This window comes from Deltaproteobacteria bacterium, from assembly GCA_019308995.1.
Classification (GTDB): domain Bacteria; phylum Desulfobacterota; class Desulfarculia; order Adiutricales; family JAFDHD01; genus JAFDHD01.
The window spans coordinates 1-15633 of sequence record JAFDHD010000074.1 but is presented as its reverse complement, the minus strand read 5'-3'; the positions used below and the strand labels follow the sequence as shown (position 1 = coordinate 15633).

At 49.8% G+C, this 15633-nt stretch carries 12 protein-coding genes; 2 read left to right on the top strand and 10 right to left on the bottom strand.

All coding sequences use genetic code 11. The features are described 5' to 3' along the window. Window positions 1–235: 235 nt before the first annotated feature. From JRI95_11885 to JRI95_11840, 10 genes are all read right to left on the bottom strand, one after another. The gene (locus tag JRI95_11885; GenBank protein MBW2062246.1) at window positions 236–1105 is read right to left on the bottom strand and encodes an HDOD domain-containing protein; all 870 of its coding nucleotides are present in this window, start codon (window positions 1103–1105) and stop codon (window positions 236–238) included. 32 nt (window positions 1106–1137) lie between these two features. Further along, window positions 1138–1308, bottom strand: coding sequence for a hypothetical protein (locus tag JRI95_11880; GenBank protein MBW2062245.1), 171 nt, complete (start codon window positions 1306–1308; stop codon window positions 1138–1140). 229 nt (window positions 1309–1537) lie between these two features. Then, window positions 1538–3289 carry a PAS domain S-box protein gene (locus tag JRI95_11875; protein MBW2062244.1) on the bottom strand — a complete coding sequence of 584 codons (1752 nt, stop codon included), beginning with the start codon at window positions 3287–3289 and terminating at the stop codon, window positions 1538–1540. Window positions 3290–3563: 274 nt separating this feature from the next. Next, entirely contained in the window at window positions 3564–4190 is a 627-nt protein-coding gene (locus JRI95_11870) for a hypothetical protein (GenBank protein MBW2062243.1), read from the bottom strand. A 4-nt stretch (window positions 4191–4194) separates the two neighbouring features. Then, entirely contained in the window at window positions 4195–5355 is a 1161-nt protein-coding gene (locus JRI95_11865) for an AAA family ATPase (protein MBW2062242.1), read from the bottom strand. Between the two features lie 200 nt (window positions 5356–5555). After that, window positions 5556–7868 (bottom strand): cysteine--tRNA ligase, encoded by a 2313-nt coding sequence (locus JRI95_11860; protein MBW2062241.1) that lies wholly within the window; start codon window positions 7866–7868, stop codon window positions 5556–5558. A gap of 595 nt (window positions 7869–8463) precedes the next feature. Next, window positions 8464–9660, bottom strand: coding sequence for a sigma-70 family RNA polymerase sigma factor (locus tag JRI95_11855; GenBank protein ID MBW2062240.1), 1197 nt, complete (start codon window positions 9658–9660; stop codon window positions 8464–8466). Window positions 9661–9893: 233 nt separating this feature from the next. After that, window positions 9894–11366: a SagB/ThcOx family dehydrogenase gene (locus JRI95_11850; GenBank protein ID MBW2062239.1), complete on the bottom strand. Its 1473-nt coding sequence runs from the start codon at window positions 11364–11366 to the stop codon at window positions 9894–9896. 140 nt (window positions 11367–11506) lie between these two features. Next, a complete protein-coding gene (locus JRI95_11845) occupies window positions 11507–12874 on the bottom strand; it encodes an aspartate aminotransferase family protein (GenBank protein MBW2062238.1) in 1368 nt (455 codons plus the stop codon). A gap of 66 nt (window positions 12875–12940) precedes the next feature. Further along, a complete protein-coding gene (locus JRI95_11840; GenBank protein ID MBW2062237.1) occupies window positions 12941–14479 on the bottom strand; it encodes an ABC transporter substrate-binding protein in 1539 nt (512 codons plus the stop codon). A 277-nt stretch (window positions 14480–14756) separates the two neighbouring features. On the opposite strand from JRI95_11840, the gene JRI95_11835 reads away from it, so the two are divergent. Both JRI95_11835 and JRI95_11830 read left to right on the top strand, forming a co-directional pair. Next, window positions 14757–15008 carry a hypothetical protein gene (locus JRI95_11835; GenBank protein ID MBW2062236.1) on the top strand — a complete coding sequence of 84 codons (252 nt, stop codon included), beginning with the start codon at window positions 14757–14759 and terminating at the stop codon, window positions 15006–15008. Then, a partial coding sequence (locus tag JRI95_11830; GenBank protein ID MBW2062235.1) for an FAD-dependent oxidoreductase occupies window positions 14998–15633 on the top strand: 636 nt, incomplete at its 3' end. The genes JRI95_11835 and JRI95_11830, both read left to right, overlap by 11 nt.

Sequence of the window (15633 nt, the reverse complement as noted above, 5' to 3'; positions counted from 1 at the left end):
TGCCTTGTTCATAAGGACAATGGTTTGAGCTACTAATCAGCGGCCCGGTGCTGAGAGAGAATGGTAAGAATATTTTCCAATGGACGATAAGTACTCCTTTGACGATGTCCTGGAGAATCTTGTCTAGTTTTGCTAATTAGGATAAGAGGCTGAACTGTCTGCGTGTCTGGGCCGAGCAGGATTTTATTTGAATTGTCATCACTACTTCCTGCCGGGGGTGTTGGTCCACTCGATCTCAGCAAGAATTATCAGGCATGAAATCCTGGGCCTGCTGGAGCTTGTTTTCAAAATCTTCGATCAAATCTTGCAGAAAGGCGGGGTTCAGTTTCAGGGCTACCCAGGCCTGGCGGTTAATGGCCGGGATCAGATCGTCCCCGCCGTGGCCCACTTCAAGGGCCCGGGTCAGTATATCCCCGATGTGGACCAGGCTGGTTATGATGAAATATTCCTTACTTTCCGGTGGCTCGTGGTGATGGGAAATAGCCTCGGTCAGGTTGTAAGGCAGGTTCCAGGTCTCGGCCAGCCAGCATCCGAAATCCTCATGCGTAACCCCCAGGACCTGCTCTTCAGCCTCGAACAGCAGTAGATTTTCCTCCTGGCACACCTTTAACACCTGGCTGTATTCTTCATGGAGAAAGGCATCCAAGATGACTTTCCCAATGTCATGAAGCAGACCGGCCAGGAACAGCTCTTCACCCTGTCTGAATCCGAGTTTCGTTCCCATAACCTGGGCCGCGGCGCCGCACCCCAGGGCATGCTGCCAGAAACCCTTCCGATCCAGGGACCTGGCCTTTGAACCCTTGTCCAGAGAATCGAAGATGCTTGTGACCAGGATAATGTTTCGGATGGAGTTGTACCCGAGGATGGTGACCGCTTTACTGAGGGTGTCAATTCTGCGAGGAAAGCCGTAGTAGGCCGAGTTGACCAGCTTGAGAACACGGGAAGCCAGGGATTGTTCGTAACTTAAAGCCTCTGATAACTCCTGAGCCGAAGACTCAGGATTGTTCAAAACCTCCAGTATGGCAGCCACTGTCACAGGCAAGGAAGGCAGCCCTTCCAGTCGAGCAAGAATCTGGTCGAAGGTCTTTTTTGAAACTTTATTCATTCTGATTCTTTAATTTGATCAGGGCGAAATTCTCATTCTCGAATGAGCAGTTCTAATAAGGTCTTAAGCCGTTTCTCTAAAATAAACCGTTCCTCTGCCGATAAATTGCGATCGTTCTCCAAAATTCCCAATTTTGAAACTAGGTCGAGCAGTTCCTGGAGTTTATTTACTGGCTGCCCGTTTGATTTCTTTTTAACTTCCATTTAATACTCTTGAAAACATACAAATCCACCTTGATGAACAAATGAGGTCCTGGCTGTCTTAACACTCAAAGGCCCCGCTGTCCGGCCGGGGGATTCCTTAATCTTGGGCGCCACTGGAAATTACTTTCTTAAGTATCGTACCTTGAAGTAAAGCAGGGTTAATTTAGCAGGAATTTAAAGGAATGTATTACGTAATTATTGCTTGGATAATACGGTAGAAAATATGGGATTATTTTAAAGAAAACAAGTAAGAACGGAGATTTATCTTTTTATTTGCCAGCCCCATCTTCTTTCGAACATTTTCACGGTAATATTCAACGCTTCGCACAGAAAGGTTAAATAGCTGCGCGATCTCCTTACTTGATTTTCCGTCCCGGATGAGACTGGCCACCTGGATTTCGCGAGGGGTGAGGCTGGAGTACCTTGTGGCCAGGGTCGAGCTGAAAGAGAACAGGATATCCTGCAAATTGGACATAGCGATCTCCAGGCTGGCGTCGTGCTCTGGGGATGGCTGCTTTCCTCTCAACTGTTCCAGATAAGGTAAAACCAGGGTCCTTAAGTTCTGGATCAGAGTCCTGGCAAAATCCTCCTTATCGGTTTCTCTCTGCTCAAGCAGGATTCTCAAGGCTGAGTTCATTTCTTCTAACTTCTGAGACTGGGACTTAAGTTCCTTGTTTTTTTCTTCCAGTTCCAGGGTTCGTTTTTTGACCGTTTCTTCGAGTCGGTCACGATGTCTTCTCAACCTGGCATCAGCTTTTCGCAAGGCTTCCTCAGCCAGCTTACGATCTGTGATATCTGTTAAAATCCCCTGCACCCCGATAACGCGATTTTCCTTGAATATGGGCCTGGCCGTGGTTCTTATCCAGATGATTTGGCCGGATTTCTTCACATACCGGTATTCAGTTGGCACATTGCCTCCAGACACTATATCCTGAAATCGCTTCATGCGGTCAGGCAGGTCTTGCTTATAGACGAAATCGGTGAATTTTCTGCCAATGACTTCTGACTGATGGTATCCGCCGATCAATTCAATGTTCGGACTGACATAGGTTACCACGGCCTTCTCATCGGTTTGATAAATCACATCATTCATATTTTCCACGAGGTCGCGGTATTTTTTCTCGCTTTCCCGCAGCGCGTCCTCCGCCCTCTTCTGGCTGGTGATATCTTCATAGGTGACAAACTGCTGCCCTGTGGCCAGAGTCATGGGTCTAAATAGTATTATTTTTTTCAAGCCGTCTTTACAGGTCACTGTGAATGTTCTGGATCTGCCTTCACAGCTTTTTAAATCTTTAAGGTCTTTGATCCATGCTGTCATGACCTGCTGCCGGTATTCCCCGTCCGGATAGGCCTGGGCAAACCATTCTCGTCCGGTGGGAATATCCTCTAAACGATATCCGAACATCTCCACGAATTTTGGGTTGACATATTCATAATGACCGTCTTGCCCGATCATGGAGATGGCCAGCGGAGACGCTTCCACCAGGATGCGGAACCTTTCCTGTTCCCGGTGGAGCGCCTCCTCCACGAATTTGTGCTTGGTGATGTCAGTGACCGTTCCGAGGATGGCCTTTTCCCCGTCATAATTCAGCAATCTGGTGGTGGTGATGGCCTCGATCCTTCTGCCGTCTTTGGTCAAGAGAGCGTATTCATAGGGCTCGACCTCCTCACCTTTTAAATGTTTGTTAAAATTTGCTTTAACCAGTTCTCTATATTCCGGCGCTATTAGGGAGAGGAAGTCGAAATCCGCGGCATAGAATTCTTCTCTGGTATATCCCAGAACTTCTTCGGCACACTTGTTAGCGTAAACGACTTTACCTTTATAGTTGATAAAGATCATGTTGGGCGATTGTTCTGCCAGGAGCCTGAACTTCCTTTCCGATTCCTTGAGCGCGTCCTCAGTCTTCATGAGGCTGATGGTTTCTTTCTCTAATTCCTCGATTTTTCGTTTAAATTCTTCACAGGTCGGTTTTTTTGACACCAGGAGTTCCTCCCCTTGGAAAAATGGCTTAAACAATGAAGGGCTTGCTGAACAAAAATTATGAATTACCGGTCATAAATTCCCTTTTTTATGGATGTGATCATGGACAAGGCCGAGATGGTTGGGCTCTAAGTTATTGTAAAAAGGTTATATTCTAACCGATAAGACTTATTCCAGCCCACAAGGAGAAAAGGTCAATAAAGTGGGCTGATGGCAAAAATAATATATTAGTAAGGAGTTGTTAAATCAGATCTATTTTTTCTATATGACTTCTTTACCTATTTCTCCAATTTTTAGCTAATGCCTGCATACACTTTAGACACCGTTCTAAACTTTCAGAACGCTGAGCTGCCACATCTGGTCGCCATCCATTTACTGTATCACTGACGAATTCAATCAGACGGGAATTATAAGCCGGTCCTATTTTACGACCACTCTCTGGCCTGGGAACCATATCCTCTCGAATTGCTGACCGACGGGAATGCCTAGCCAAATCCACCATCGTTCTTTTAGGAGCGTTAAGTGCCTCAGGTGCTGTTGGAATACGCGTTTTGGGGATACTAAGAAAAGTAGCCAGATGCTCTTGATCCGCTAATAGCCAGGCCTCGACTTCTCTCACCGCAACCCTAAAACAAAGCCATGGCCCAGGATCAGGAAGCTTCTGTGCGATAAAGGGAGGAGCGCATGCCTTATCGTAATCGAGATCAATTAATACCACCCAGGGATTATAACGGGCGGCATGGTTATATCCATTTAATTTGTTTAAAAGTTTTCCCTTGCCGTTTGTAATATGGATTGGTCCTGGAATAGCCCCGATATAAGATAGAAGCCGCTTTAACACTACTTCATCAATAGGACCTTCTACTGCACCGGAAATCATAACTGACTGGTTATCAGGCATGCACTTAATCAGCAAACAGTGACAACTGTTCAACATTAGCAGGACGGGTATAAGGAATAACTACTTCAGCTAGGTTCAGTCCGCTATCCAAGAGAGGCTTGACATTTTCTTGATCACTAAGAGGTTCAACTGAAGTCCCTTCAGCATCGGGACGTAACATTAATACTTCGTCTAAACCGATTCCTTCTCCTTCCAACAATTCACTTGATTGTGTACTCATTATTATTTGTCTGCCGCTACGGCGCTGGATTCGATGAAATGTCTCGGGAATATGCCTTACTACTTCAGGATGCAGGGATAGCTCAGGTTCCTCTAAAAGCAGAGGACCTCCGCCTTCAAGCGCGGCCCAGAGCAAACCCATTAACCTTAACGTGCCGTCTGAGAACTGATCTTCCGTCTGCCACGCTCCCCGAGGCCGCCAGTGTTCGTATCTACCACGAAGATGCCACAGTCCACGAGGGTCTCTCCATAACTTCAGTTCCTTTAATTGCGGCACAGCGACCTTCAGGCCTTCAATGATTCGCCTTAATCGGGCATTCCGTGTATTTTCAGGCGTGTTTGCAATCTTCTCAAGAAAGTCACCACCATATGGATCATTTTTTCGCCCGACTGAACGTTCCGGGTCCCTAACCAATTGGGGAACTAAATGGTAATAATGAACTGATGAAAAAAAGCCGGCTATATCCCGAAACTCCTGGTTGGCGTAAACTTGTTCCAGATGGGTTTGAGTCAAACGGGCTTCATCCCCGTGGTCCTGTTTATCAGGACGATTTAAAATTATTTCCTCTCCCCGCGATACTTTTTCTTTTTTTATATAGGGAATCCTCTGTGTATCTTGATTAAAGTGAAGCTCATACTGCCAGATGTTTGGATTTTCAGTTCCACCTAAATGTAGGTGAATAACGATATCTGAATAGCGCCGGGCCGCCAGGCATCGCAGGCTGGAGACACCTCCTCTTTTTCGGACAGCCTCCTGAAATCCGCCACCAACCGAGGCAATGTCCCTGAGGAAGCGAAAAATATCTAAAAAATTTGATTTCCCCGATGCATTGGGGCCGAATAGAATAACACGTCTTTCAAGACCCACATCAATGTGGGCAAAGTTACGCCAGTTTTCGATAGCGACACGAGTGAAGCGAAGTGACTTGCTCTTTGCTTTCTTCATATACGGCCTCTTAAGAGTAGCTTAATATAATTAAATCTATCGGAGTCCCTCTCAATCTACTTTTACCATATTTAAATATATCGCACTTATGCTTGTTGAAAAATTTTTTTTGCAAGTAGGCAATCTACTTTCATTCTTGCATCGCATAAAATTAGCTTTCATATATTACCACTTGCTAAGATTAAAAGAAAAGCCAAAGGCTAGCCTCTCTGCCACCGGGTCCCAGAGGGGGTGTCAATGACATTAATGCCTTTCTCCCGGAGCAGATCACGTAACCGGTCAGCCTCAGCCCAGTTTTTCGCCTGACGGGCCTGCTCCCTTTCCTTCAGGAGTTTCTGGCACTCCTCGTCCAGGGTCTTCGACTCGAAATCCATGATATTGAGTACCTGGTTGAGCTGCTTGAGGAGCCGCTCGATCTGGTCCAGGTTTTCCCGGTTAAGCTTCTTTTTATCCAGCAACGGGTTAAGACGCCGGATGAAGGTGAACAAGGCGGACAAGGCGCCGGCAATGTTGAGATCATCGTCTAAGGACCTCATAAAATTCTGGCGCAGGTCATAGACGTACTGATTCACCTCTGCCGCGCCCTCACCTTTTGCGGCGTGTCTGATCCGGGCCATAAATTCGTCCAGGCGGGCGAGGGTGTGAGCCGCGGCCTCGAGGCGATCCTGACTGAACAGCAGGGGTTTACGGTAGTGAGTTGAAAGGAGCCAAAGTCGGATGGCTCGGCCGGAATGACCCTTCTCAAGGAGGTCTCGCACGGTCGGGGCGTTGCCCAGGGACCGGGACATCTTCTGGCCGTCCACCAAAACCAGTTCGCTGTGAACCCAGTACCGTGCCATGGGTTGGCCAAAGGCGGCCTCACAGATGGCGTTAACGTTTTCATGGTGCGGGAAATTGAGGTCCGTGCCTCCGGTATGAATGTCATACTGATGGCCGAGGTACCTGGTTGACATGGCGGCGCATTCAATGTGCCAGCCAGGTCTGACCGAACCCCAGCGGGTCTGGTAGTGAAGGCCCCGTTTCAGTTCGGTCAGGGTTGACCGTTTGAACAGGGTGAAGTCCCGCGGGTTTTCCTTTTCATAGATGTCCAGGTCCACGGTCTTGCCCACCTTGACCTTGGAAAGAACCACTCCGGAGATCTTTCCATAGTCGTGAAAGCGGGAGATGTCAAAATAGAGTGAGCGGAGTTTTTCATAGGCCAAGCCCTTTTCGACCAGTTTGTCGGCCAGGGCGATCATGTCCTCAACGTGGTCACCGGCCCGGGGATACTCATCCGCGCGCTCCACGCCCAAAGTTTCACAGTCTCTCAAAAATTCCTGGAAATACTTTTCAGTAAACTCCTTCAGGTCTTGACCAGTTTCGGCCGTGGCATTAATGGTCCGGTCATCAATGTCCACGATATTCATAACGTGAAGAACCTCAAAGCCTCGAAATTTGAGATACCGCTTCAGCAGGTCGGCCATGATAACATGACGGTAAGTGGCCACCTGTTTGATCGAATAAAGCGCCGGGCCGCATGAGTAAACGCCGACACGGCCAGCCCGGATGGGCTGTAATGGCTCCTTGGTGCGGGTGAGCAGATTATAGAAACTGATGGCGGCCTTCTCCCTGGGGATGAAGAGATTCGTGCTGAGGTAGCGTTCGCCCCCGTCAGCCAGAACCACCACCAGCACACCGCTCTCCATGCCTCGCGCCTTTTCAAGCGCCACGTGCATGGCCGCGCCTGAACTCATGCCTGCGAAAATCCCTTCCTCACGGGCCAGCCGGCGGGCCATCTCAAAGGCGTCTTCATCGTCCACATTGACCAATTCGTCCAGGCGCGACCGGTCATAAATGCCCGGAACATAGGCCTCCTTAAGGTTTTTCAAGCCCTGGATCTTATGGCCGAGAAAAGGCTCAGCCCCAACGATCTCAATATCGGGATTCAATTCCTTGAGGCGCTTAGAAACACCCATCAGAGTTCCGGTGGTGCCCATAGCCGCGACAAAGGCGATGACCTGACCGTGGGTCTGCTCCCAGATCTCCATGCCGGTCCCCTCGTAATGCGCCTCGACATTGGCGGAATTGTTGAACTGATCGGGCAGGAAGTATTTATCCGGGTCTTCTCGGGCCATGCGGTAGGCTTCCTCAATGGCGCCGTCTGTACCCAGGTGGCCCGGCGTCAGTAAGATTTCAGCCCCCAGAGCGGTCAGGATGTGCCGCCTTTCCATGCTGACTGACTCAGACATGGTCAGGAGCAGCCTGTAGCCTTTTACGGCGCACACCAGAGCCAGGCCGATGCCCGTGTTACCGCTGGTGGGTTCGATGACGATCCTGTCTCTGGTCAGTTCGCCGCTTCTTTCAGCCGCCTCGATCATGGCCCTGGCGATACGGTCTTTAACCGATCCACCCGGGTTGAAGCCTTCGAGCTTGGCCAGAACCCTGACCCTGGGGTTGGGATTGAGGCGTTTAATCTCAACGAGCGGGGTGCGGCCGATATGGTCGAGGATATTTTTTATTTCAATCTCTGGCATTATGCCTTTAAACAAAGAAGATAAATCAAATTAAATCAAGATGTTTCTTTTTACATAAAAGCGGAAGCGGTTTCAATAGAATACTTCGATCCAGTCCAGAGTTTCAAAACATGGGTAACACCAATAACTCCCTAAGGGTTCAGCCGTCCCGCTCGTCCATCCGTCCTGGACTCACTCGCTCTGATTATCTTCGCCTTGTTCTTCCTGAACCAGCATCAGATAAACAGTCGCTTCAGAAAACCGACTGAGCCCTTTCTGAACCAAGCATGTGCCTGATAAAGTTACCTTATTACCTATAGAGATTGGCAAAAGAACTTTTAGAATAATTATAAGGAAAGATAACCTCGTGGAGCCTGTCCAGAGCGAAAGCGAAGGGCTCGCAATGACATATCATAAATATTTTTATGAATTGTCATTGTTAAGGAGCGTTAGCAACGAAACAATCGTAATTTTTTCAATTGGAACGTATTCTTGCCAGTCTTTCTAAGTGTCCTGATCACGCAAACAATGATGATCTGATGGCAGGTTGACTTATCGTGGTGGTATCTGAAGGAGTTGTTAGGACCGGCTGGAGATCTGACCGAACCCTGAAATATTATCCGGAGACGTAGTTTTTGAGCTTGTGCCGCTGGGGAGAATGACGCAGGCGTTTTAAGGCCCGTTTCTCCAACTGGCGTACCCGTTCACGAGAGATATTCAAGGCCTGGCCGACTTTTTCCAGGGTACAGGTATCCTCATCTCCCAGCCCGAACCGCATACAGAGGATCTGCTTTTCTCTGGGAGTAAGCGTATCCAGGGCCGCTTCGGTCAGAAGATAAAGCTCATTATCCTGGAGCGCATCAAGCGGAGAGGTCACCTCTTCATTCTCAATCAAATCACCCAGCAAATCACCGTCTTCGCTGATGGGTGTTTCTAAAGAAACCGGTTCCCGGCTCATCTGGATGATGGTCAGGATCCTCTCCAGGCTCAAACCGGAACATTCGGCTGTTTCAAAAAGGGTCGGTTCTCGTCCTAATCGCTTGACCAGTTCAAAGTAAGACCTGTAAAAGATATTACGGGCCTCCATGAAATGAACCGGCACACGAATGGTCCGACCCTGATCATACAGGGCCCGTGAGATGGTCTGGCGAATCCACCAGGAGGCAAAAGTAGAAAATCGGTTGCCCGTGGAGTAATCATACCGGGCCACAGCCTTCATTAATCCCACGTTCCCCTCCTGGATCAAATCAGGCAAAGGCATGCCGCGGTGGGAAAACCGCTTGGCGATATTAACAGCCAGCCGTAAATTGGCCGCCACCATTTCGCCCATGGCCGTGTTCAGCTCCTCGCACAACCGCTTATAATCTTTGATAAAAGTTCTCAATTCAGATTCAGGCCGCTTTACCTTCTCAACAGCTTGCACCGCCCGTTCCATCTCCTGAAAGATGTACTCAATGGGTTCACGGGACGTTTTCTTTTTATTTAGCCACTTTTTCAGCTTCCTCTTGTAAGACCGCAGGGGAAGGAAGCTGGTCCGGCCTTTGAGGAACAGATCGAGAAGTGCGGTTTGTGCCTCCTTAATCCGGCGTCCCAGTTCAAGCTCCTCTTCAGGGCTTAAGAGTTCAATATTTCTCATCTCCCTGAAATAGGGCGCCATGATCTCCTCAGACGTTTCTGCAGGCCGCGCAGAAGTCTGCGGCTGATCTTCCTCTGACCCGACCTGATGGGGAGGCCTATCGGAATCAGGTTTAATCTGGTAATGGAACTCTATGCTTTCATTACCAGAATCTGTTTTCTCGTCAGCTTTTCTCATCGGTTTTTGCCTCATAAAAAAACCGCACCACTAGCTCCTTTACTAGAAACATAAATCAGCTCTGGTGGAAGTCAACCCCAGGGGGAGGCAAAAAAATATAGGTATAGGATTTTTAAAAAATTATATTAATTATTAAGCAAAATAATTTTAAAGGGTTAGAAGAGAAGAAGTGCTCAAAATGATAAAGTGCCCTGGATTCAGGAAAAATATCCCCCAGAAAAACTCCGAATCAGCTAAGCCTTTTCCGGTCGGCCGCCATGGGTTCTTTTCTTTATCGAACCCAATGCAACCAGGTAGAGGATTTCTTCGCCCTGAGGGAGGCTTAAGGTCTGGTGGAGGTCTGCGTCATAAAATGCGCCCACGCCGCAGCAGCCCCAGCCCATGTATTCGGCTGCCAGGTAGGCCCGCTGGCCCAGCCGGCCGGCTGCCAGGTAGGCCAGGCGCAGCGCCCGGGGGCCGAGCGAGCCTTCGAGTTCCGCTAGCGGCGCGGTCAGGACCAGGATGAGGCTGGCCCGGCTAAGCCAGTCCTGATGAAAGGCGTCGGAACTGATGGCCAGGCTTAAGAAGCCTCCTTTATGCTGCTTGAGGTCGTGAGTTTCAGGCCTGAAGAGGTAGTAACCGTCTGGCAGGTCCTGGATGGAGCTAACGGCCAGGCCCAGATTGATCAAGGTGCCTGGATCTGGAGCGGCCACCATATCAAGAACCCGGGCCAGGCTTTCCTTTTCAAGGTCCGAGGGCCTGAAATTGCGGCGAGACCGCCGTTTCTGTAAGGCTTCAACCAGGGTCGGCCCTGTAAATTCATCCCAGGCTAATTTTGGGAGAGAGACTGCCAGCCCGGCTGGCCGTTCCAGGGAGAGAGGTTGTTTTCGGGTCAGGTGTGCTGAAGTTAATTGGCTGACAGCGGTAATCAGGTCAAACGTCTCTTCCCGGGGCGCAAGAGGTTCAGCCTGCGGCAGGCCGGGGACTGAACCAGCTTCCTCAGGGCTAGAGGCCGCTGCTGACGAAGACGAAATTGGCGAACCTAATCTGATGAGGCACAAGGCCCTTTCTAGCGTTGGGTCGAGATCCAGATACCTGTTGACAGGGTCGTCATCAAAGTCGGTCTCAAGTTGGGGCTCAAGCCCGAGGGTCGGGCTGATGAGCATCAGGTTTTCAGCCACATGCCCGGTGTCTAGCAGGCAGTATCTGAAGCCGCGTTCCCGATACTTCCAGGCGCTGCGGAAGAAAATGCTGCTTAAAATGAGCGATGGAGCAGGTATCTTTGCAGGCGGAGGGCCCGGACGAAGAAGCGCCAAGGAAAAATCGTTCAGAGAGTAATGATAGAGACCGTCGGCCAGACCATCCACCCCCCGAGCCGCCAGGTAGATTTCCGTGGGGTAAAGGGCTCCGGCTGAGGGGGCGGAACGGTATTGGAAGACCTGAGTCCCATAATCAAACTGTGTGGTAAAGCCATAAGCCATATAAAGAAGTTCAGCTAGCACGGACAGGTTCAACGGCTCAGGCGACCTTTTCAGGCGTCCTAAAAGGGCCCGCGAGACCTCGATCCGAGGCAGGGTGAGTTCGCGCGGCAGAGGCACTGTCTCAGCTCCGGGATAAGCCTTGGTCGTCCGGGGCTGGTTGGACCAGTCCAGGCCAGAACCGGACATGCGGTCCCGGGTATACCTGGTCCGATCATGGTATTCGGCGGCTGAGTTCAATTCGGACATTCTTTTTCAACCTCAAAGATGATGAATCGTTTATTCATAAATTCATCATATCCGACCAGCCTGTCCCGATCAACCCTCTTGTCGCTTCGACCCCAACAAATGTTGTCGGGGCCACCCGCCTATGGGGTATAATGGGACGGCTACGAGTTCCGCTCCTTTTCCTTTGATACCTTTGGTGTATATGTGAACTGACGATCCAGGGCATTCACGACATATTCGTCCACGGTGCTGCGTTCCGGGATGGAGGCCAGCATGCCATACATGGCCGCGCTTCCTTCCTGGGAAGATTGTGGGTTGGCCTTGACCTCTGCCACCGACTCTCGCATATCGGAGAGGAAAGGTTCCACCACCCCGGCGTGGGCCGCGGAGACTATCATGTGGAGGCATGCTGGGAATTGCAGGTGATTAAGATGCCATCCACGCCGAGCCATGGCGTCTGCCAAGGCAAAGACGTCCAGTGTATCGGAGGCAAAGGCAAACACGGTCATGACCGGTTTGCCCAGGATGTATAGCTCGTCCATGTCGTTGATGCCTGCCATCAAAGCCCTGGCGGTTTCCATGGTCTTTTTTTGAAGACGCATATACCCATCTTCCCCCATGCCCATCATGGCTGCCCATGCCGTGGCAATGGCCCCACCTGCCCTTGTTCCGGCCATGGAGGGAGAGGCATAGATTCCTCCAGGCCAAGAGCTATAAGTGAAGAATTGGTGGCGGCGCAGGTCCTGATCACAGTAAAGAATGACAGACGTCCCTTTTGAGGCGTATCCATACTTGTGGATATCAGCAGAAATGGAAGTAACGCCTGGCACGGAGAGATCAAAATCCGGGATGGGGTATCCGAGTTTTTTAAGCCAGGGAAGCATAAACCCACCCAGGCAGCCATCAACATGGAAGCCAATATCCCTTTTCTTTGCTAGGCCCGCCAATTCCGGGATCGGGTCTACGACCCCGTGTGGGTAGGCGACAGCTGATCCGACCATAACGATGGTGTTTTTGGTTATCAGTTTTTCCATCTCTTTGACATCTGCCTGAAAATCACTATTGATCGGGGCATGGACAGCCTTGAGATCAAAATAAGCACATGCCTTCTCAAAGGCCGGGTGGGCAGTGAGAGGCAAAAGCACCTCTGGCTTGGTGATCCCCGGCTTAGTGGCTCGGGCCCACTGGCGATAGGTTTTCATAGCCATGAGGATGCTTTCCGTGCCGCCGGTGGTCATGGTGCCCGCCACGTTCTCATCGCCGCCCAGCATCGCGCCGGTCATGGCCACCACCTCGTTTTCGAACTGCCTCAAACTTGGAAACGCATTGGGGTTCAGGGCGTTTTCTGAGAAGAACATGGTGTAGGCCTTTTTCAACAGCTCGGTATGCCTCTCACCGGCAAAATAGACCAGGCTAAAGGTTCTGCCGCTTTTCCAATCGGCGTCTTCGTCGCGCATATCTTGCATGCGGGCCAGCAACTCATCTGCGGGTATCCCTGAGGCAGGGATACGAATTCGACCGGTACTCATAACAACTCCTTATTTAAGATTGATCATCATCACGCCAACAGCTGTTTAACTTACTGAGATTTTTGTTTATTTCACAATCCTGATAGTCCATAACTGAGAAGGTTCATAGTTTTTAGGGATCCAATTATAATCCAGCCAGTTCGCCATACCGTAGATCATATTCAGACCGAATAAAGGAAGGCGTGAAGGATCTTGATTATAAATCTCGTGAATCTTTTTCAGGATGACTAATCGCTTCTCTTTATCCATTTCTACAGCCTGCGCTTCAATCAATTTATCCAGGACCTCCCGGTCCGGTCGTCCGGGATAGGTGCAGTAGAATCCATCGCTCTTCACGGAGAACATCAGACGCCAGATTGGGTCTCGGCTTCCGGGCCATGTAGAGGTGGTCAGGTGACCCAGTCTCGGGTCCTGCTTTCTGGACAAGGCCAGAAAGGTACCCACTTCCATCTGCCGCATTTTGATGGTCACACCCACGTCTTTCATATAGTTCTGGATGGCGGTACACACGGGCAGCGAGTTTACCATCTCGCCTCCGCGAGTGAGAATGAGGGGTGTCCCGGGTTTATAACTCGATTGTTTCACTAACTCCCGGGCCTTTTCCGGGTTGAATTCTACCTTGTAGGTTGGATCATAGCCGAGTTCGAGGTGATCGGCGTTCATATAGTGAGGGTAACCCTCTCCAAAGAAGACCATATCCACAATCTCCTGCCGGTTGATGGCATACTGGAAGGCCAGCCTCAGTTTGCGGTCCTTGATAATGTCATCGGTGAGCGTCCTGAAGGCTATCTCGAAAAAATTCGGGGTTTGGTCTGACCTTTTGATCTTGATTCGCTTATTACGTTCAAGCCTTTTCACCTGGTGAGGCAGAATGCGGTATATCAGATCCAGTTCTTCTGTCTCCAGCATGGCCACTCGTGTCATTTCATCAGGGACAATGATGATCTTCAAAATCTTGAAATCAACCTTGTAATCGTGATGATTTTTCACGGCCTGAAGGGTAATGCTCTCGCCAATCTTTCGTTCGACAAAGGAAAAAGGCCCGCTGCCCAGAGGATGTTTGGTAAAGGCTTCCCGACCCACCTTTTCGAAGTATTTCTTCGGCCCGATGGACATGGTCATCAGGATTTCCCAGGGGGCAAACGGTTTTTTAAACCGATAAATGAAGGTGTAATCATCTATGATCTCAACATCCTTGATCTTTCTGTAGACCGACCTTAACAAACTTTTATTCTTTCGGTCCAGGTGCTGCGCCCATGAAAACCGAACATCATGCGCCGTAACCGGATCGCCTGTATAAAACTTCGGGCCCTTTCTAAGTTTCACCCAGATATCCTTGCCATTCTCCATAATCTTGATGGACTCAGCCAGGCAGAACACCGGGTCTCCGGTTTGAGTATCGTCTTTCTTCAGCCCCTGAAACATGGACAGGAATGTGACCTCATCCTGGACGGTTTTGTACTGAAACGGGTTCACCGTGGTGGCATCCGAATGCATGCCCAACCGGACCGTATCTTTAACCCGGGCCAGGACAGTAGCGGAAGTAAAAACGGTTAAAAAAAAGAAGGCACACGTAAGCCCGATCAAAAATTTTTTTTGCATCATGACCTTTTCCTCCTTTAAATGTTTATTTTTTCGAAGTTGATCTTTCATCAGTATAGAGAACGCTCTCATTTCACGCCTTCCTTCCATAAGGACCTTTAATCTAAAGGATTTATATCAACCATGCAAGTTATTACTTGGTCACGCTGAGTGAGGCACTGAGCGGCTATGCTCCCTCGTTTTGCCTTTCAGGTATTTTTTATTTTGTATACCAGGAATTAATGTGATAGTGTATTAAGTAGCAATCCAGATGTCAAGAAATACTGGAGCGTCCTCAAGGATGATAGCAAATTCATGCCTGGTCCTTCAGCCCCAAGGCCCTTCCGGCCGGGACACCGGAAGATTACACTCGAATGTCATGGTCATGGCGACGGCCCTCACTGCCACCCGGGCTGAGATAGGCGAGGCAGTTTCTGCCATGGTAAGGCCCTGGAGGAAGCGGACGCATTTGTGGAGGAATAGCCGATTCGATCATTATTATTTACCTTCGGCCCATTCATTTATCTTAAAGGAGAAGGCCCATGAGTTCTAAACGCGTGTTGAGCAGTGGTTTTATTATGCCGCGTTGCACGGAAGCTTGTCCCGTTCAGGTGGACGTACCCAGGTACATCCGCGCGGTCAGGGATAAAAAATATGACGCTGCTGTTGCCATTTTACGTGAGAAGCTGCCATTTCCAACCGTATGTGCAGACGCCTGTTTTGCCCCTTGTGAAGATGTGTGCGCCTACAAACAGTTTGGAGACCCTATTGCTATTCGGGCCATTAAGCGTGCTGCGGTGGACAAGGGAGGAGATGCTTGGAAGCAAAAGAAGAAGATCGCTGATAAGACAGGCCGGAAAGTCGCAATTGTCGGGGCTGGCCCTGCGGGCCTCACCGCGGCCTATTATCTGGCAGGCAAAGGGCACGAAGTCACGGTTTTTGACAGTTTTCCCAAACCGGGCGGCCTGATGCGATATGGCATACCCGACTACAGGCTGCCTGAAGAGAGGCTGGATAAAGACATCAATGACATTTTGGAATGGGGTATCCATTTTAAGGGGAACACTAGCATTGGAAAAGACCTCACTCTGGATCAGTTGAAAAATGATCATGACGTAATCTTTGTGGCCAGCGGCGCCAACGGGAGCGCAAAGATTGCCTTAGAGGGCGCTGAAAAA